This window comes from Paraburkholderia sp. BL6669N2 (genome assembly GCF_003387275.1).
In the GTDB taxonomy this organism is placed as follows: Bacteria; Pseudomonadota; Gammaproteobacteria; order Burkholderiales; family Burkholderiaceae; genus Paraburkholderia.
The window spans coordinates 233,829-251,859 of record NZ_QUNA01000001.1; the positions used below are offsets into that span (position 1 = coordinate 233,829).

An 18,031-nucleotide genomic window follows, 5' to 3' on the forward strand; every position below is an offset into this window, starting at 1 on the left:
ACCCGGGCAGCCCGAACTGCCGTCGAGTCTAACTGATTTTATGGCTGATCTGACCTCGTCCGTTCGGCCAGGTTCTGCCCTGGGGATGCGTTTGTTATGCTGTCGCTTCAATGTCTGTCGCGGCTTGGGGCGTTCCGCCCATGCCGCCCGCAAGCCTCAGGATCCATGCTCCAGCTCTTCTACTCGAATCGCTACGAAACCCTTGTCGGCGCGCTGCTCGACGACCTGGCACAAACGCCGTCCGATCCGTGGACCGCGCAGCCCGTGATCGTCCCGAGCGCGGCGGTGCGGCGCCGGCTCGAACTGGATATCGCCGCGCGCCAGGGCATCTGCGCGAATGTCAACTTTGGTTATCTCGCGCAATGGCTATGGGCGCAGATCGGCGGCGTGATCGAGGTGCCGAAGCATTCGCCGTTCGCGCCGGACCGGCTCGTGTGGCGTTGCTACCGGCTGTTGGGCGAGGCTGACGAAGCGCTACCGTGGAATGCGTCGCCGCGTCTACGCACGTATCTCGATGCAGCGGACGCGTCGATGCGCTATGAACTCGCGCGCCGCGTGGCGACCGTGCTCGACCACTATCTGACCTATCGCCCGGAATGGCTGCTGCAATGGCAGAAGGGCGGCTCGATCTTCGCGAGCGGCGCGGCTGACGACACCGGTCCGCGCCTTGTCGGCGCGAGTGAAGCGGCGCGCGAGGACGAGCGTTGGCAAGCGGCATTGTGGCGCGCTGTGCTGACGGAGCTTTCAGGCGACGCGCAATCTGCCGCGGCTGCATTGCCGCCCGCTTATCGTTTTCTCGACGAAATCGGCACGCTCGACCTCGAGGCGATTTCGAATGCGCAGTGGCCCGAGGCGGTCAGCGTATTCGCGCTGCCGACCATGCCGCCGTTGCATGTGGCGTTGCTGCGCGCGCTCTCGCGTTGGATCGACGTGCGGCTGTACGTGATGAATCCGTGCCGCGAGTTCTGGTTCGACGTCGTCAGCGCGGGGCGCGTCGAAGCGCTCGACGCCGCCGGCCAGCTCGACTATCAGGAAGTCGGCCATCCACTGCTTGCCGAGTGGGGCCGCCAGACCCAGGCGCAGTTGCACATGCTGCACGAGTTGACTGAGAGCGCTGCTTCAGGCGAGGCCGGCGATTTCACCGAGAACCCGGAGCCGAGTTGGCTCGCCGCCGTGCAGAACGGCATTCTCAATCTGCAGGACGAGACTGAGGCTGACGAACTGCCGATCGAGAGCGGCATCGAAGTTCACGTCTGCCACAGCCTGTCGCGCCAACTCGAAGTGCTGCACGATCGTCTGCTCGGCTGGTTCGACGAGTTCGACGACCTCCAGCCGTCCGACGTGCTGGTCGCCGTGTCCGACCTCGCGGCGGCCGGTCCTCTGATCGACGCCGTGTTCGGCACGACGCCGCCCGGCGACACGCGCCGCATTCCGTATCGGATTACCGGCTTGCCACCCTCGCAGGCCAATCCGGTTGCACGTTTGCTGCTCGATTGGCTGGCCTTGCCCGAGCGCAGCGTGGGTGCGCCGGATCTGATCGAATGGCTGCGCGTCGACGCGATTGCCGTGCGTTACGGCATTGACGCCAGCTCGCTCGAAGCCGCGCAGGAATGGCTGGCGGCGGCAGGGGCGCGTCGCGGGCTCGCGCCGGTCGAGCCGTCCGGCGAGCACGTGCCGATCGCCCGCCATACGTTCGCGGATGCGCTCACGCGTCTCTATCTCGGCTACGCGATGCCGGACGGCGGCGAACCGGTCGATGCCTGGCTGCCGGTCGAAGGCGCCGACGGTTCGGAAGCGGAATTGCTCGGCCGCCTGTCGCGTTTCGTGGACGACATCGAGAGCTTCGCGGCGAATTGCGCGATCGAGCGCACGCCCTCCGAATGGACGCAACTGCTGCTCGAAACGCTGGCGCAGTGTTTCGACGGCGGCGTCGAGTTCGCCGATTCGCTCGCCGCCGTGCGCGACGCGATCGACAAGATGGGCGACGCGATGCAGGCCGGCGCGCAGGAAGTCGGGATACCTGCCGCGGTGGTGCGCGGCGCACTCACCGAGGCACTCGACGACCCCGCGCGCGGCGGCGTGCCTTGGGGCAGCGTGACGTTTTCGTCGTTGACGAGTTTGCGCGGCTTGCCGTATCGCGTCGTCTGCCTGCTCGGCATGGACGACGGCGTGTTGCCGAGTCTTGCGCGCGCCGACGAGTTCGATCTGATGGCCGCGTTCGGCAAAGCCGGCGACCGTCAACGGCGTGACGATGAGCGCAATCTGTTCCTCGACCTTCTGCTCGCGGCGCGCGATCGTCTCTTCATCGCTTATACGGGGCGGAGCATTCGCGACAACGCGCCGTTGCCGCCGGCCGCGCTGGTCGACGAATTGCTCGACCATCTCGCGCAGGCGTCGGCGGGCGAGGGCGCGAGTCCTGCGGAAGTCGAGCGCGCGCGACATGCGTTCATCGTCGATCATCCGTTGCAGGCGTTCGCGTCGGACTATTTCTCGTCGCAATCCGGGCTGTTCAGCTATGACGCGGACCGCGCCGAACTGGCCACGTTGCTGGCCGCGCCTACACATCCGGCCGCGGCGCCGTTCTTCGATCGACCGTTGCCTCCCGAAGAACCCGCGCCGATTGCCTTCGATGAATTCGTGCGTTTCTGGCGGCATCCTGCGCGCGCGCTGTTGCGCGACCGCTTGGGTATCGTGCTGTCGGAGGCACAAGGCGAATTGCTCGATACCGAGCCGTTCGACCTGGATTACGCGGGGCGCGATGCATTGGCGGACCGTCTGTTGCCCGTGCTGCTCGACCTCGATACGGACGACGACGTCGTGTTCGAACGCGTGCGCCGCGTGGCGGCAGCGAGCCCGGAATTGCCGGGCGGTGCGACCGGCGCGGTGTGGAGAGCGCGCGAACTCGGCGCGTTGCGTCAACTCGCCGACAGCGTGCGCCGCGAGGTGGCTTCGGGCGTCGAGCGACTGCCATTCGTGCTCGACATCGTGCCGCGTTGGCCCGACAGCGCCGGGACGGCCGGTGCGCTGTTCGGCCCGCATGACGCGCAGCTTCGTCAAGCCGCCGAAACGCCGCTGGAACTGCACGGCAGTCTGAACCTGCTCACCGAAACAGGACAAGTGATTTTCCGCTACGCCAAACCTACCGCCCGCGACTATCTGTCGGCATGGCTCGCGCATCTCGTCTATTGCGCCGCGCAGCCAAACGGTCCGCGCCGCACCGTTTGGCATGGCAGCGGCGAGAGCTTCGAGCTCGCGCCGGTCGCCGCACCGCTCGACGAACTGGCGCCGCTCGCCGCGTTGTTCAAGGCAGGCCGCATGCTGCCACTGCGCTTCTTCCCGAAGAGCGCGTGGGCCAAGGTCAGCGAAAGCGATTCGGCGGCGCAGGGCGTGTGGATCAACGACCGCGTGCGCGGCGAGTCCGACGACCCCGCCCTGCGCATTGCCTTGCGCGGCACGCCGCTCATGCTCGACGAACTGTTCGGCAGCCTCGCCGCGATCGTGTTCAAGCCGCTCCTGCAACATCTGCGGAGCGCATCATGAGCGGCGCCACGAAGCATCACGCGCTGGTCGCCGAAGAACTCGATGTCTTCGCCTGTTCGCTCGACGGCGTGAATCAGATCGAGGCGTCGGCGGGCACCGGCAAGACCTGGAATATTTGCGCGCTGTACGTACGGCTGCTGCTCGAAAAGAACCTGAACGCGGATCAGATTCTCGTCGTCACGTTCACGAAGGCGGCGACCGCGGAATTGCACGAGCGCATACGCGGGCGTCTCGCGGAATTGGACCGCGCCATCGACCTGGACGACGACGGCGGCGATCCGTTCATCCGCCGTCTCTTTGAGACGACGCTGGCGCCGGAGCGGGGCATCGCGCGCGAGAACGCGTTGAAAGTGGTGCGGCGCGCGCTGCGCACCTTCGACCAGGCGGCGATCCACACCATCCACGCGTTCTGTCAGCGCGCGTTGCAGGAAGCGCCGTTCGCTGCAGCCATGCCGTTCGCCTTCGAAATGGAAGCCGACGACGCGGCCTTGCGCTTCGAAATGGCGGCTGACTTCTGGCGTGAGCAGGTGGAACCGGTGGCGCATGCGCATCCTGCGTTCGCCGCGTGGCTGGTGGCCAAACGCGCCGGCCCCGCGTCACTCGACGAACAACTCGCGCGTCGGTTGAAAAAGCCGTTGGCGCAATTGCGCTGGGGCAAGGTCGACGCAAGCGGCACGGGCGCCGATCCGCAAGCCGGCTTCGACGCCGCGTGCGATCTCTGGCATGCGGAGCGCGATTCGATCGTCCGTTTGTTGGCCGAGGCGCAAGACCGTCTGAGCAAGACGTCGCACAAGCCCGACCATGTGAGCGCCGCGATCGCCGCATGGACCGAGTACTTCGCGCAGGGCGATTGTCATGCGCCGCCGCCGAAGGCCGCGTTGAAGCTGACGGCTTCGGCGTTGAAGAAGGCTACCAAGGTCAAGTTCGAGCCGCCCGAACATGCGTTCTTCGAGCATGCCGAAGCGCTGGCGGCGGCCGTGGTCGCGGCCGAGGCCGCGCAACGCGCGCGCTGGCTCTCGCTCGTGCAGACCTGGCTCGGCTACGCGCCCGCCGAACTGGTGGCGCGCAAGCGCACGCGCCGCGTGGTGTCGTTCGACGATCTGCTGTCCAACCTGTATCGCGCGCTCGCCGCGCATCCGTGGCTTGCCGACGCGTTGCGCACGCGTTATCCCGCCGCGCTGATCGACGAATTTCAAGACACCGATCCGCTGCAGTTCGCGATCTTCAGCCGCATCTTCGCGCCGGCCGGCCCGCTGTTTCTGGTCGGCGATCCGAAGCAGGCGATCTACAGTTTTCGCGCGGCGGATCTGCATACCTATCTGGCGGCGCGTGAGGCGGCATCCGCGTGCTACACGCTGGCCGTGAATCAGCGCTCGACCGCGCCTATCGTCGAGGCGTGCAACCGGCTTTTCAAAGCCAACCACCAAGCGTTCGTGCTGGAAGGTCTCGACTACCAGCCGGTGCGCGCGGGCGAACGGCGCAGGCCGCCGTTCACCGATCCGGACGCGAGTGCCGGCGACTTTCGTATCTGGACCTTGCCGCAAGGCGACGCCGCGCTGACCAAACGCGAGGCCCAGCGCGAAGCGAGCGAAGCGTGCGCCGCCGAAATCGTGCGCTTGTTGCGCGGCGCGCGCGAAGGCGCGGTGACGATCGGCGATGAGCCGCTCGCGCCCGGCAACATCGCGGTGCTGGTGCAAACGCACAAGCAGGGCAGTCTGATCAAACGCGTGCTGGCCGCGTGGGGTGTCGGCAGCGTGGAACTGGCGCAGGCGTCGGTGTTCGCGACGCTCGACGCCGAGCAGATCGAGCGCGTGCTGGCCGCCGTCGATACGCCCGGCGATCTGCGCCGCCTGCGCGCCGCGCTGGCCACCGACTGGCTGGGTCTCGACGCCGCCGCGTTGTGGCGACTCGAGCAGGTCGCCGACGCGCCATCGGTCGCCGACGATCCCGCGCACGCCGCCGACGCGATGGGCTGGGTCGAGCGTTTCTTGCGCTATCGCACGCTGTGGCACGAGCGCGGTTTCGCGGTGATGTGGCGCACGCTGATGCGTGAGCTGCGCGTCGCGCAACGGCTGGTTGCCGCGGCGGATGGCGAACGTCGTCTGACGAACGTGAACCATCTGGCCGAACTCGTTCAGGCGCGCGCCGCAACGCTGCCCGGCATCGCGCCGACCTTGCGCTGGCTCGCCGCGCAACGCACGCAGGGCGGCGGCGAAGACGCGCAGTTGCGGCTTGAGTCCGATCGCAATCTCGTGCAGATCGTCACGGTCCATAAATCGAAAGGGCTCGAATACGCGGTGGTGTTCTGCCCGTTCCTGAACGACGGCGGCTTGCGCGAGCCGCCGTCGTCCGGTTTGCCGGATGCGCGCGAGTATCACGACGACATGGGCCACGCGGTACTGCACTACGGTTGCGACGACGAAGAAGCGGAGCACGCATCGCGCTACGCGGTGCGCGAACAGGCGGCGGAACGGGCGCGGCTCGTCTACGTGGCGTTGACGCGCGCGGTCTACCGCTGCTATCTGGTGGCCGGTACGTACCAGTCCTCGCGCTCCACGAAGGAGTCGCGCCGCAGCGTGTTGAACTGGCTCGTGGCCGGCGAGGGTCATGCGTTCGGCGACTGGCTCGCCGAGCCGCCCGACGAAGCCGCATTGTCGGCGCGCTGGCAGGCGCTGGCTGGCGGCCCGATCACGCTCGCTGCACTGCCGAGGCCGGCGCGCCGCGTGCCGCTCGAAAGCCTCCAGGACCGCAGCGCGCGCATGCAGGCGCGAGCCAATCGCAGGCCGTTGCGCGATCAGTGGCGCATGGCGAGTTTTAGCGGGCTGATCGCCGCCGGCAGTAAGAGCGAAGAGATGCACGCGCCGGTGGAAGAGGTGCGTCCCGATCACGACGAGATTGCCGATGCGCTCGTTGTCGCGCCCGCGCCCACGCCTCAGGTTCCGGCCTACGCCGAGGACGACATCCTCGCGTTTCCGCGCGGCGCCGCTGCGGGCGACTGTCTGCACCGCATGTTCGAACTCGCTGATTTCACCGAGCCGCATACGTGGACCGATGCCATTCGCGGCGCGTTGCGCGAGCGTCCGGCGCCGGCTGTGCCCGAACTCGCCGCACGCCTGCCGGCGATGATGCACAACCTGCTCAGGGACGTGGTCACCACCGAACTGCAGCCCGGCATGACGCTCGCCAAGCTGAACCCGCGCCGGCGCCTGAACGAGCTCGAGTTTCTGTTCGCCGCGCCGTCGCTGGACTTCCCCGCGTTGCGCGAGTTGTTGATCGAACATGGCTATCCCGACGTCGCGCTGGAACCCGGCGTGTTGCGTGGGTTTGTCAAAGGATTTATCGACATGATCGTCGAGTACGACGGGCGTTTCTGGATCGTCGACTGGAAGTCGAACCATCTGGGCGACACCGCTGCCGACTACGCCGCGGCTCCGCTCGAAGCGGCCATGGCGAGCCACGCGTATCACCTGCAGGCGCTGCTTTATACGGTTGCGCTGCATCGTTATCTGAGAACGCGGGTGCGCGATTATTCGTACGACACGCATATTGGCGGCTATCTGTATCTGTTCGTGCGCGGCGTGCGCCCGCATTGGCGCGATGCCGATGGTCCAGCAGGCGTGCATATGCGGCGTCCCGCATTCGAGCTGGTCGCGCTGCTCGATGCGGCCATGATCGGAGGTGCTCAATGAGCACGTTCGAACAGAGCGCATCGGCGCCTCCCGAGCTCGACGACATCGGCGTGAGTCTGCCCGCGCCGGCGGATTTCAGTATTGCGCTCGCCGAAGGTTTTGCGCGCCGCATCGGTGCGCTGGCGCGGCGTGGCGGCGCGTCAGCCGAGGCGGTCAAGTGGGCGGCGCGGAGCGCGTTTGCCGCGAGCCGCGCGACAGCCGAAGGCCACGTATGCGTGCCGCTCGCGGTGCTGGCGCGACGCTTCGAGGCGTCGATCGCCGAAGTGCGCGCCGCGCTGTTCGCCAGCGGCATGGCGAGCGATGGTTCGCAAAGCTCGGCGGCGTTGCGGCCGCTGGTGGTCGATGGGCAAGGGCGGCTGTATCTGGCTCGCTACTACGACTACGAGCGGCGGCTTGCGCGCGCGTTGGTGGCGCATGCGCGGGCGGGAGAGCGTGTCGGGCGATTGGCCGATGCCGGGACACTCCACCAGCGTCTCCTGCGCTACTTCGGTCCGCCGAAGGACGACCAGGTCGACTGGCAACGCGTCGCGGCGGTCATGGCGCTGTCCGGGCAACTCACCATTGTCAGCGGTGGACCGGGCACCGGCAAGACCACGACCGTGGTCGGCGTGCTCGCCTGCCTGCTCGATGCACGCGCGGATCTGCGCGTCGCACTCGCGGCCCCCACCGGCAAAGCCGCGCAGCGCATGCAGGAGGCCTTGCTCGCGCGCGCCGGCGATTTGCCGCTCGAACTGGCCGCGCGTTTGCCGCAGACGTCGTACACGTTGCACCGTTTGCTCGGCTCCGGGCCGGGAGGACGCTTCCGGCATCATCGGGATAATCCGCTGCCTTACGACGTCGTCGTGATCGACGAGGCGTCGATGATCGACGTCGCCATGGCCGCGCATCTGCTCGACGCCATCGCGCCGCAGACTCGTCTCGTGATGCTCGGCGACAAGGACCAGCTCGCCGCCGTCGAAGCCGGCGCGGTGTTCGCCGAACTCAGCGCGCGCCCGGCTTTCACGCAAAGTGGTTTGCGGCGCATCGCCGACGCGCTCGGCATCGACGAAACGCAACTCGCGCAGGCATTGCCCGGCGCATCGCGAGGCTTCGGCGAGGAGCCCGCGGATTTTTTCGCGCAGCCTGATGCACCCGACGACGATCTTTTTGTACACACGGACTCGCCTGGTGCTTTCGACGAACTACCTGTTGGCGACCTTTTCGAAAGCGCCGCGCCACCACCTTCGCACATGGCCGCCGCGTCGCCCATGCAGAACCCGCTAGCCGATTGTGTCGTCTGGCTCGAGCGCAACTATCGGTTCGGCCTGGAATCGCCCATTGGCCGTCTGTCGCTCGCGATTCGCAATGGCTCGGCGAGCGCCGCGCTCGATGTCCTGCGCACCGATCCGACAGAAACGTGCGCTGCGGCGCTTCACGAAGATACGCACGCGGCGCTTGCCGAGCGCACCGTCGCACGGCTCGCCACAGGTTTCGCGCCGTACGCCGACGCGCTTGCCACAGCGCTGGCAGCTGAAACGCCCGACCCATTGCCACTGTTCGACGCGTTGAACCGTTTTCGCATTTTGTGCGCGACCCGTTCCGGACCGCGCGGCGTCGATCAGGTAAATGCGGCGATGGCGGCGCAGGTGCGGCGCGCGGCGGGCGTGACGCTGGCAGTGGGCGCGCAGTGGTTCGCCGGCCGTCCCGTCATGGTGACGCGCAACGATTACGCGCTCGGTCTCTTCAATGGCGACATCGGGATTGCGCTGCCGGGCGCGAACGGCGCGTTGCGCGTGTATTTCCGGACCGGCGACGGCGGCTTGCGAGCGGTCTCGCCGGCGGCGCTGCCGCCGCACGACACAGCGTTCGCGCTCACGGTTCACAAATCGCAGGGCTCCGAGTTCGAGCACGCGGTGCTGATGCTGCCTTCCGTATTTAGTCGGGTGTTGTCGCGCGAACTGGTGTACACGGCGATCACGCGCGCGCGTGAACGGGTCGAAGTGATCGGCGCGCGCGCCGTGCTGGCGCAGGCGATTGCGACGCCGACACAGCGCGACTCGGGGTTAGCGGCGCGGATCGCGGAGGTGTGGCGTGGGGCTGAATAGCGGATTTGGACAGCGGGAGGCTGCTTCGCGAGCTGGTCGCGCGGGTTAGGCTGCAGAACAGCAGAACAGCAGAACAGCAGAACAGCAGAACAGCAGAACAGCAGAACAGCAGGACGGCAGGACGGCAGGACGGCAGGACGGCAGGACGGCAGGAAGGTAGGAAGGCAGAACGGCAGAACGGCAGAACGGCAGAACGGCAGAACGGCAGAACGGCAGAACGGCAGAAGGTAGATTGGCGCCACGGTCCAAGCGCCCATTTCGCGCCGAACCCGTTCAACCAGCCGCGCCACCCGACTGCACACCCGCCTCGACCCGGCTAGGCATGGTCTTCCGATACCAGAACGTCCACAACGCGAGCCCGCCATAAATGCCGTAGCCGATAAACGGCGATACCACGAGGAAGCGCTCGATCGGCCACGTGAGCGCCATCCACGCACGCAACGCCGTCTCGCCCGTCAGGCCGACGCCCCACACCAGCGTCATCAAGCGCATCGCGCTGACGAGAGCCGGCCGCTCCTGCCACAGGGCCTCGAAGCGCGCCGCGCCGCCTTCCATTTCGCGCGCGACGGTGGCGCGCGCGAGATAAAAGATCAGCGGGCGGCGCATCGGCAACGAGAGCAGAAACACTACGCCGATCGCGCCAGATACCAGCGACTCGCGCAACAACAGCATGCGCGGACTGCCCCCGAGCGCCATGGCCGCGACCGAGAGTACGATGCCGGCCAACACCATCACGCTGAGCGCGTCCACGCGCCGGAACCGCACGAGTTCGATCAGGCTCCACACGATCGGCGGCACGGCTGACGCAATCAACGCGCCGGTCTCGCCCAGATGCGGCAGCGCAAGCCGGTAGGCGAGCCACGGCAACAGAAAGTTGACAGCCAGTTCCAGCACAAACCCTGGGCGGAGCTTCATGTGAATTTACGCTGTAAGCGAAAAACGCAGTATCGATGAACTGCCCGCGTCGACGCAAATAGTTTTTCGCATCGGCAGGCGCGCCCGATAGTCCGTAGTCGGTGATCGGTCGCGCGCTGTGTACACTCATGTTTTCCGATTCAAGCTCGTGTCATGACATCCCGCTATCCGATCCCGCCGAACGAAATCGAACTGACCGCGGTGCGCGCGCAAGGAGCGGGCGGTCAGAACGTCAACAAGGTGTCGAGCGCCATTCACCTGCGCTTCGATGTGCAGGCATCGTCGTTGCCGGAAGTGTTGAAAATGCGCCTGCTCGCGCTGTCCGATCACCGGCTCACGCGCGACGGCGTGGTGATCATCAAGGCGCAGGAGCACAGGACGCAGGAGATGAACCGGGCGGCGGCGCTGGCGCGGCTCGATGAACTGATTGAAAGCGTCAGCGTGACGCGCAAACCGCGCGTCGCAACCCGGCCGACGCGCGCGTCGAACCTGCGGCGCCTCGACGGCAAAGCCAAACGCAGCGAGATCAAATCCGGCCGCGGCCGCGTCGACGACTAGCGCTTGCCGCCGCGTCCCGAAGGGCCGGGTCCCGCAGGACGCGCCACGGCGGTCGTGGCGGTGGGCACGAAATCGACGCACAACACATGCGGGCCGTCATGCTCGAAGGCGAGGGCCGCGGTGTAGCAGTCCTGACCGTCGGCGAGCGAATAGTGCGGGCCCATCATGGCGACGCGTCCCGGCGCGGCGAGCGCGTGCTTGAAGTAGGCGCGCCGCGACCAGTTGCTGCGCGTATCGGTGTAGAGCGGCGCGAGCCGTAGCGGAGGCGGCGGCACCGAGGCGGCCGTCACGGAAGGCAGAGTTTGCTCACCCAGCCCGTTGGTGACGAATACGCGGCGTGCCTCGCGCAGATGCCAGACCTTTTGCGCCGCCTGGCGCAGATCGCCGGTGGCCTTGTAGGTCTCGGCGGCACTCAGCACGGCTTCTGCGAACCCTTCAAAACCGAGCCGCTGGTGGCCGGCATGCTCGCGTTCGTACTCCGCGAACTTGCTCCACATCGATTCGATCACCGCCGGCACCTTGGCGCAGGCCGCCTTCACGGAACTCTTCGGCTGGCCGAGCCAGAAACCCTGCACGAAATCGACATCGGCCTCCATCAGGATCATCAGCTCTTCATCGGTTTCGACGCCTTCGGCCAGCACCAGCGTGCCGGACTGATGCAGCATCGAGACCAGATGGCCGATCATCGAGTCGTCGCCTTCGCGCCTGCCGGCGCGCGCGACCAGTGAACGGTCGAGTTTGACGATGTCCGGGCGGAAGCGCCACACGCGGTCGAAATTCGAGAAGCCAGTGCCGAAGTCGTCGATCGCGATCAGGAAATCGCGCGGCTGCGACGCGGCGAGCATGCTGGCGACTGCGGATTCGTCGTCGGCGGGCTGCTCGAGCACTTCGATCACAATGCGTTCCTGCGGCAGACCGAAATGCGACGACAGTTCGTCGATGAACGCGCGTTGCGGCCAGCCGGTTTCGAACACCTGCGGGCGCGTGTTCAAAAACAGCCAGCCGGTGCTGATGCCTTGCTCCATGAAATTCGCCACATGCAGGCAGCGCGCGATGCGGTCGAGTTCGCGGGCGTCCGCGGCCGAGCGGGTGCCGGAAAACAGCACGTCGGGCGAGACCGGCAAACCGACCGGATCGAAGGCACGCAGCAAGCCCTCATAGCCCACCACGCGCTGGTGCGTGACCGACAGCACCGGCTGGAACACGCTATGTAAAGTCAGCGCGCGCCACGTCGCGGTCCAGCCGGACTCGTCCCGGACCAGATGCGGGAGCAGGCCGCTCAGGGTCAATTCGCTGACGGATGGCATAAAGGCGGGGAAGAGAGCGGACATGGCGACATCGCGGCAAACGGGTGACGGGACGCGCCAGGCAATGCGACGCGCAACGAATGCACGGCCCACGCGCGCGCAGGGCAACTCGGATACAGCCCGGGAACGCGGAGAGCGATGCCAGCCATGCTGGACTCCGGCGAATTATTCAAAACCAGTCTATCAGTTTGCAATTCGCGTGAATGTGCGGGTAATCACAGACGCAGGGTCATATCCGCGGTGATGCCGATCTCCACGCCGACCGGCCGTCCGGCGTGAGTTTTGCGCGCGTTTGCCGCGCAAACCCGGTTGCGCCTCGCGCAATCAATCGCCTGTATGAAACCGAGCGTAACAGGGCGGCAAGCGGACACCCGCCAAACTCCAGGCAAGGACGGTACTCAGACGGAAGGATGCTGAACCGGTTATGGGTCGGTGCAGGCGATGCCTGAACACGCGCGCCGCTCATTTGCGCGCAGGCCGCCTGCAGCTTTGACGAGCGCCCGGTATGCTGCTGCTTTTCGTGAAAAGGGAGGTCAGGCATGTCGGAAATCGCGGTGGTCGCAATCTCGGTGGCGAAGCCGGGGTATGAAGAGCAACTGCGGCAGGCGCTGGAGGGGCTGGTCGGGCCGACGCGCAACGAGCAGGGAGCGCTTCAGTACGATCTGCACCGCGACCTGCAGGAGCCGCGCCGGTTCGTGTTTGTCGAGCGTTGGGAAAGCCAGGAAGCGCTCGCGGTGCATGCAAAATCGGCACACATCGAGGCGTACAGGAAAGCGGTGGCAGACTGGGTGGAACACGCGGAGATTCGCGTCGTGTCGAAAATCGCCTGAACCTTCAGGCGAATCGCACAATGACGAGCGCGCTGCCGGGCACGAGCGGCCCGGCACGGCGTTCGCCGTTTGTGCTGTTAATGCGTGGCTTGCGGAACGTCGAGAATCAGGATGATGGTCCAGTCTGCGTCGCCGTCATGGTGATACTGGCGTTCCGCGACGATGAACGGCTGCTGCTTGCCGTCCGGGCCAAGAAACAGCACATCGCCTTCCATCGGCAGGCATTCGACGGGCGGCAGCGCCAGAAACGCTTCCTGACCGCCGCGCGGCATCAGTTTTTCGATTTTGCGAGATGCTGCTTCAGTCCATTCGATATCAAGCTGAATGTTGCTCATGCTGTCCTCCGCACCAAGGTGCGCACGGGTTAGGGGATTCCGGCCAGGCGCCGGTCGGTGCGCGACTTTAGCACACCGCCAACCGGGCGCCGCACGGCTCGAGCCGCCAGCGCGGGCCGGCTCGGCGCGCCGCGCTGCTCCGCGTCTGGCGAGTCTTTCGCCAACTCATTAAACAACAAAAAGCCGAAGCCGGCGGCGCCGGCTTCGGCTTTTGCTCGCTCGCGGCGGGGCCGCGGGGGAGTTGGGTGGCTATGCTTACGAGCCGGCGTCGGCCTTAGGCGCTTTCTTGTGATGCATGCTTCCCTTGTGGTGCTTCATCGGCATGGCCGGTGCGCTGTCCATTGCTTGCTGACGGTTTTGCAAATCTTGCGCACGCTGCTCGACGTCGGCGGCCTTGGCCGGATCGGTGCTCATCATGACGCCGTTGTCCTGCGCATAGGCCGCGCCCGTTACGGCACTGAGGGAAACCAGGATCGCCAGGGACACTTTCTTCATTGCTACCTCCGCAGAGTGGTTGTGGACCTGAGTACTTGCCTGTCCAAACGGAAAGACAATGCATTCTAGCCAGCAATATCCGCTCCAACAGAGGGTTTTGTAACTCCAATGACAATTCGTTACATCTGGTTACGTTCGGGCGGCGGTTGCAATGCGTGTTGACTGACGCGAGAGGTCATGACGACGTATCACCACTCAAGCACATGGTTGGCATCTCTAAATAATCGTTTTGTCATGCGACTCGAATTTCAGAACCAGCCAATCGCGCGATAGACGTGAAATTGCGCGATGCCAATCAATTCGTGCAACGCGATCTCCGCGCTCGCCAGATTGTCATATCGCGGGAGTACACCAAGACGTGCGCCGATCGCGTTCGAGATCATCGGCTGCGGTGCGAGGCCGAAGCGGTGGAAGTCGAGCAGGGCGCGCGGCATCTGATAGGCCGAAGTGATAAGGATCAGCGAGTCGTAACGCGAGCCCTGCAGAATGCTGGAGACGTTGCGCGCATTTTCGTAGGTCGTGCGGCTGCTGTTTTCCAGCACGATGTCGGCGCGCGGCACTTGCCGGCGCAGCAGGTAAGGCAGATACGTGTCGGCTTCGGTGGCGGGATGCCGCTGCGGATTGCCACCGCTCACGATCACATGGCACGTATCCGCCGCGCGTTTGCAGGCGGCGTAGTACTCGGCGCTTGCCGCAATGCGCGCCAGCACGTCGCGTGGAGGCATGAGGACGTGGTCGTCGCCGTAGATCGTGCCGCCGCCCAGCATGATGATCGCGGTGCGCGGCGCGAACGTGGCCGGCGTCTCCGTCCGCCAGTGCGGCTGCGCCAACCGTAGCAAGGGTGCAGTGAGCCAGCCTGCGGCGAGCAGCCAGAAGAAGGCGACCATGCAGATGGCGAGAGGGCGGCGGGCGCCCTTCCATAGCACGATTGCTGCAAAAAAAAGCGCTAATAAAGTGAATAGAATCAATTTAAATGGGGTAACGTATGTCTTTCGGGACAAATCCACGGGCTTGCTATCGCGCCGCAGCGGTTGCATCGTCGGTTCGTGGACAGAACGCTAACATGCCGTTCAGACGGGGGTTCCGAAACGAGACCAGGCAGCACCTGGCGGAATTCGACTGCACGCGTTGCAGTCAGCTTCCAGCCAAGGGCGGGTGCTACGCGCGTCACTGGTGGCGCGGTGACGTGTTGGGCATAAATGTGTCATAGCTGCACTTTAAGAAAGAAGTGAGATGACCACGTATTCCAACGAAGCGGTACTTGAAGCGCTGCGGCGGGCGCAATATCGCCAGGTCCCATGGGCTAGAAGGCCGGGTGTTTTCCAATATCTTCGCGCACTAGGCTTGATGGACACCGTTCGGCAGCGCACTGTCGCGCCGGCTCCGGGCTTTCACGCACCTGTCGATATCGCCGTGCTTACGGAGCGCGGCAGAGCCGAGTTTGCGCGGCTCGCCCATGACGAACGTCTGCTCAGCTGGACAGCGCAGCGCATGAACGACTACGTCGTCGCCACCGCCGACACGCGGCCTACCGCCGCGCTCGAAGTCCGACCTTAGGTCAGGCGGGCCGGCAGGCGTTGTTACCCGGCCGCCTCGAGCGGCTGGCGGCGTCCCCATTGCTCGGTCTTCGCTTCATTGCGCTTGCGTTGCGCCGTGTGTCGTGCGTGCCCGCGGGCGGCGCGATTTGCGTAAGGACAGCGCAAAAAAAAGCCCGTATCGCGAGGATACGGGCGTACCGGAATTACTACTGCCACGCTGTGCTAATGGCGTTAAATCAGACTGGCACGACGCGCGGTGGTTCCCCCAATTACTCAATATGCGCTGCGGAATTTCGCCGGCACTGCGCACGGCCGCTGCTCACGTCCGGCTCCGCCTAACGCCGACGTGTCGGATCCGGGCGAGCCGGCTCCGGCCGCGTTCGCACATTGCTGGCGATATCGCCGCGCAAATCCCCACGCGGCGCCGGCGGTGTGAAGTCGCGAGCGCGTGTATCGCTTTGCTGCCAGGCTTCGATGGTAGCCGGACGATCCGGCCTCCAGTTCCAGGCCTGTTGGCGCTCTTGAGCGAGCGCCGGTGCGGCCATTGATGAAACGACAATGCCGCACAGAAGCAGTGACATTGGTTTCATGCTGAGCTCCCGTCAAGCCGATCAACAAGGCCTGTTTGCATACATATAAGGTATGCCCAGTCACGAAAGCACGCTGTAAGTAATAGTAAATGGATGTTTCACCCGCAACGATGGCGCCGCTTCAGACCTCTGAAGCAGCGCGCAAGCTGGGTGCGGCGGGAAGGGACGACTGTGGTGGGCGCGCCGGGAGCGGTGCCCATATCAGGCAGGGCGTGCATGAAGACGCGTCGACCTGGGTTTGATACATGCCGGGCGCCAGCAGGCGCCCGGAGGAAAAGCAGTATGCGTCAGGCCATCTTGACCGGCGCGCGCCACGATTCCGGATTGGTCCAGAATGCGCCGCGCAGGCGGTCACGGCTCGGCGGTGCCGGCGGTTTCGCGGCGGTCGCGCCAATCCGGCCGCGCAGCGAAATTTCACGGCCGCTCGTGCCGAGTCGCTTAACTATTTCGGCGAGCGTACCATCGGCTTGCCACTCGTCGAAACGGCGGCGGCAAGTCGGCGGCGACGGATAGCGGCCCGGCAGTTTGGACCAGCCTTCGCCCGTCGACAGCACCCACAGCACGGCGTTGACAACCGCGCGCGCTTCCACGCGTGGCCGACCGCGCCGTTCGCTCCGTGCGGGCTCCGCACAGAACAACGCCTCGACCAGCGCCCACTCGTTGTCTCTCAAATCGTCGAACAGCATCATGTTTCACCTCAGCGAAGCTAACTCCGGTGCGCTGCCCCGCGCCGCGCACTCTCCATGCACTCGATAGGCGAGTGCCAAGGAGGGTCGGGCTTGCCACGGTCTGCTATGCAGTCAGAATCATGGCGCCGACCCTTGTGTGCATCTAAATGCAGGAAGTGTGCCAAGTTGAGTCCAACCGCCTGAAAGCCCTGTGACAGCGGGCCAGCGCGGGCGCTAGCTAGGGGCGTATAAGAATCCAAAAAACCCATCTCGCAAATCGGGACAATCACCAATCTTGTGCAATCAGGCCCGACCAGCGTGCGTTTGCGCCTTATTGCTGCATTGCAGCGAAACTGCGAAAAGGAGATGGGGTGCTGTCTTTAGCCTTACAATGCGCATCAAATGATGCAATTGATGAGGTCGGTAAATGAATGTCACGCTGCGCCAGCTAAGGGTTTTCATCGAGGTCGCCCGTTTGCAGAGCTTCAGCCGCGCCGGCGATGAAATCGGCCTGACGCAGTCAGCAGTCAGCCGCTGCGTGCGGGAACTGGAGAGCGAGATCGGCCTCAAGCTGATCGACCGCACCACCCGGGAGGTGCAACTCACGGATGTCGGCGGCAACCTGGTGTCGAGCGTGTCGCGTCTGCTGACCGACCTTGACGACGCACTGCGCGAGATCCGCGAAATCGGTGAACAGCGCCGCGGACGCGTGGTGGTGGCCGCCAGCCCGACGGTGGCATGCCGGCTCATGCCGCGCGTGGTGGCCTCGTGCGGGCAGCAATTCCCCTACATCGCGCTCGGCTTGCGCGACGACGTGCAGAGCGACGTGGTGCGCAAGGTCAAGTCGGGCGAGGTGGACTTCGGCGTGGTCATCGGCCCGTTTTCCGCCGACGACCTGCTAAGCGAATCGCTGATGACGGATTCGTTCTGCGTCGTCTCGCGCGACGATCATCCATTAGCGGCGCAGGAGCAGGTGGCGTGGACTGACCTGGACGGCCAGCAGCTCGTGATGCTCGATTACGCATCGGGCAGCCGGCCGATCATCGACGCGGCGATGCAGGAATACGGCGTGAGCGCCACGGTGGTGCAGGAGCTGGGGCATTCCGCGACCGTTTTTGGGCTGGTCGAGGCGGGTGTCGGCGTGAGCGTGCTGCCCTGGCTGGCCTTGCCGCTACCGGCGGGCGCGGCGCTGGTAGCCCGGCCGCTCGAGCCGCGCGCCGAGCGTACGGTCGAGCTGGTGCGCCGGCGCGACCGCTCGCTGTCGCCGGCGGCGGAGGCGGTGTGGGGACTGATTCGCCAGTTGCCGGGGAGGGCGGAGGACTTGAACTAGTTTGTGGTGGTCGACGGTGCGCGATGTTCCAGGGAGTGGCGAATGCGCGGCCGCATAGAGAGTGCGAAATTCCGATGGGTAGAAGGCGCGGTGGCGTGACGAGTGCGCTACCCTAAGTTCGGGCGGTGCGACGGGGCGATCGGCGCGGCTCT

At 65.6% G+C, this 18,031-nt stretch carries 13 protein-coding genes and 1 pseudogene; 7 read left to right on the plus strand and 7 right to left on the minus strand.

Features of this window, described 5'->3' with window-relative positions:
* Positions 1–165: 165 nt before the first annotated feature.
* The 3 genes from recC to B0G80_RS01015 are packed head-to-tail and all read left to right on the plus strand — an operon-like array spanning position 166 to position 9,313.
* Positions 166–3,540 carry an exodeoxyribonuclease V subunit gamma gene (gene recC / locus B0G80_RS01005; protein ID WP_116116652.1) on the plus strand — a complete coding sequence of 1,125 codons (3,375 nt, stop codon included), beginning with the start codon at positions 166–168 and terminating at the stop codon, positions 3,538–3,540.
* The gene (gene recB, locus B0G80_RS01010; protein ID WP_116116653.1) at positions 3,537–7,229 is read left to right on the plus strand and encodes an exodeoxyribonuclease V subunit beta; all 3,693 of its coding nucleotides are present in this window, start codon (positions 3,537–3,539) and stop codon (positions 7,227–7,229) included. The genes recC and recB overlap by 4 nt, the downstream gene beginning before the upstream one ends.
* Complete coding sequence (locus tag B0G80_RS01015; protein WP_116116654.1) at positions 7,226–9,313, plus strand: AAA family ATPase; 2,088 nt, start codon at positions 7,226–7,228, stop codon at positions 9,311–9,313. The genes recB and B0G80_RS01015 overlap by 4 nt, the downstream gene beginning before the upstream one ends.
* Before the next feature lie 273 nt (positions 9,314–9,586).
* Here B0G80_RS01015 and B0G80_RS01020 read toward each other — a convergent pair whose 3' ends face one another.
* Positions 9,587–10,228, minus strand: coding sequence for a VC0807 family protein (locus B0G80_RS01020; protein ID WP_116116655.1), 642 nt, complete (start codon positions 10,226–10,228; stop codon positions 9,587–9,589).
* A gap of 153 nt (positions 10,229–10,381) precedes the next feature.
* On the opposite strand from B0G80_RS01020, the gene arfB reads away from it, so the two are divergent.
* Positions 10,382–10,786, plus strand: a complete 405-nt coding sequence (gene arfB, locus B0G80_RS01025; RefSeq protein ID WP_012432640.1) for an alternative ribosome rescue aminoacyl-tRNA hydrolase ArfB — start codon at positions 10,382–10,384, stop codon at positions 10,784–10,786.
* Here the strand turns inward: arfB and B0G80_RS01030 are convergent.
* Positions 10,783–12,117 (minus strand): EAL domain-containing protein, encoded by a 1,335-nt coding sequence (locus B0G80_RS01030; RefSeq protein ID WP_258878789.1) that lies wholly within the window; start codon positions 12,115–12,117, stop codon positions 10,783–10,785. The two genes, arfB and B0G80_RS01030, sit on opposite strands and share 4 nt — an antisense overlap.
* Positions 12,118–12,632: 515 nt before the next feature.
* Here B0G80_RS01030 and B0G80_RS01035 point away from each other — a divergent pair.
* Positions 12,633–12,923, plus strand: a complete 291-nt coding sequence (locus B0G80_RS01035; RefSeq protein ID WP_116116656.1) for a putative quinol monooxygenase — start codon at positions 12,633–12,635, stop codon at positions 12,921–12,923.
* Between the two features lie 77 nt (positions 12,924–13,000).
* On the opposite strand, the gene B0G80_RS01040 is transcribed toward B0G80_RS01035, so the two are convergent.
* From B0G80_RS01040 to B0G80_RS01050, 3 genes are all read right to left on the minus strand, one after another.
* The gene (locus B0G80_RS01040) at positions 13,001–13,258 is read right to left on the minus strand and encodes a hypothetical protein (RefSeq protein WP_007182306.1); all 258 of its coding nucleotides are present in this window, start codon (positions 13,256–13,258) and stop codon (positions 13,001–13,003) included.
* Between the two features lie 255 nt (positions 13,259–13,513).
* On the minus strand, positions 13,514–13,753 hold the full coding sequence (locus B0G80_RS01045) for a hypothetical protein (protein ID WP_106284560.1): 240 nt from the start codon (positions 13,751–13,753) through the stop codon (positions 13,514–13,516).
* A gap of 248 nt (positions 13,754–14,001) precedes the next feature.
* The gene (locus B0G80_RS01050; protein WP_408967688.1) at positions 14,002–14,721 is read right to left on the minus strand and encodes a YdcF family protein; all 720 of its coding nucleotides are present in this window, start codon (positions 14,719–14,721) and stop codon (positions 14,002–14,004) included.
* Between the two features lie 265 nt (positions 14,722–14,986).
* On the opposite strand from B0G80_RS01050, the gene B0G80_RS01055 reads away from it, so the two are divergent.
* On the plus strand, positions 14,987–15,310 hold the full coding sequence (locus B0G80_RS01055) for a hypothetical protein (protein ID WP_091794922.1): 324 nt from the start codon (positions 14,987–14,989) through the stop codon (positions 15,308–15,310).
* A 316-nt stretch (positions 15,311–15,626) separates the two neighbouring features.
* On the opposite strand, the gene B0G80_RS01060 is transcribed toward B0G80_RS01055, so the two are convergent.
* Together B0G80_RS01060 and B0G80_RS01065 are read right to left on the minus strand one after the other, a co-directional pair.
* On the minus strand, positions 15,627–15,881 hold the full coding sequence (locus B0G80_RS01060; RefSeq protein WP_116116658.1) for a hypothetical protein: 255 nt from the start codon (positions 15,879–15,881) through the stop codon (positions 15,627–15,629).
* Between the two features lie 290 nt (positions 15,882–16,171).
* Positions 16,172–16,567: pseudogene (locus B0G80_RS01065) on the minus strand (transposase); the annotation flags it as partial.
* A 409-nt stretch (positions 16,568–16,976) separates the two neighbouring features.
* Here B0G80_RS01065 and B0G80_RS01070 point away from each other — a divergent pair.
* Positions 16,977–17,879: a LysR family transcriptional regulator gene (locus tag B0G80_RS01070; protein ID WP_116116659.1), complete on the plus strand. Its 903-nt coding sequence runs from the start codon at positions 16,977–16,979 to the stop codon at positions 17,877–17,879.
* Positions 17,880–18,031 lie beyond the last annotated feature (152 nt).

Coding starts and splice junctions, on each gene's coding strand:
- recC (WP_116116652.1), top strand. CDS start 166: ATGCTCCAGCTCTTCTACTCGAATCGCTACGAAACCCTTGTCGGCGCG.
- recB (WP_116116653.1), top strand. CDS start 3,537: ATGAGCGGCGCCACGAAGCATCACGCGCTGGTCGCCGAAGAACTCGAT.
- B0G80_RS01015 (WP_116116654.1), top strand. CDS start 7,226: ATGAGCACGTTCGAACAGAGCGCATCGGCGCCTCCCGAGCTCGACGAC.
- B0G80_RS01020 (WP_116116655.1), bottom strand. CDS start 10,228: ATGAAGCTCCGCCCAGGGTTTGTGCTGGAACTGGCTGTCAACTTTCTG.
- arfB (WP_012432640.1), top strand. CDS start 10,382: ATGACATCCCGCTATCCGATCCCGCCGAACGAAATCGAACTGACCGCG.
- B0G80_RS01030 (WP_258878789.1), bottom strand. CDS start 12,117: ATGTCCGCTCTCTTCCCCGCCTTTATGCCATCCGTCAGCGAATTGACC.
- B0G80_RS01035 (WP_116116656.1), top strand. CDS start 12,633: ATGTCGGAAATCGCGGTGGTCGCAATCTCGGTGGCGAAGCCGGGGTAT.
- B0G80_RS01040 (WP_007182306.1), bottom strand. CDS start 13,258: ATGAGCAACATTCAGCTTGATATCGAATGGACTGAAGCAGCATCTCGC.
- B0G80_RS01045 (WP_106284560.1), bottom strand. CDS start 13,753: ATGAAGAAAGTGTCCCTGGCGATCCTGGTTTCCCTCAGTGCCGTAACG.
- B0G80_RS01055 (WP_091794922.1), top strand. CDS start 14,987: ATGACCACGTATTCCAACGAAGCGGTACTTGAAGCGCTGCGGCGGGCG.
- B0G80_RS01060 (WP_116116658.1), bottom strand. CDS start 15,881: ATGAAACCAATGTCACTGCTTCTGTGCGGCATTGTCGTTTCATCAATG.
- B0G80_RS01070 (WP_116116659.1), top strand. CDS start 16,977: ATGAATGTCACGCTGCGCCAGCTAAGGGTTTTCATCGAGGTCGCCCGT.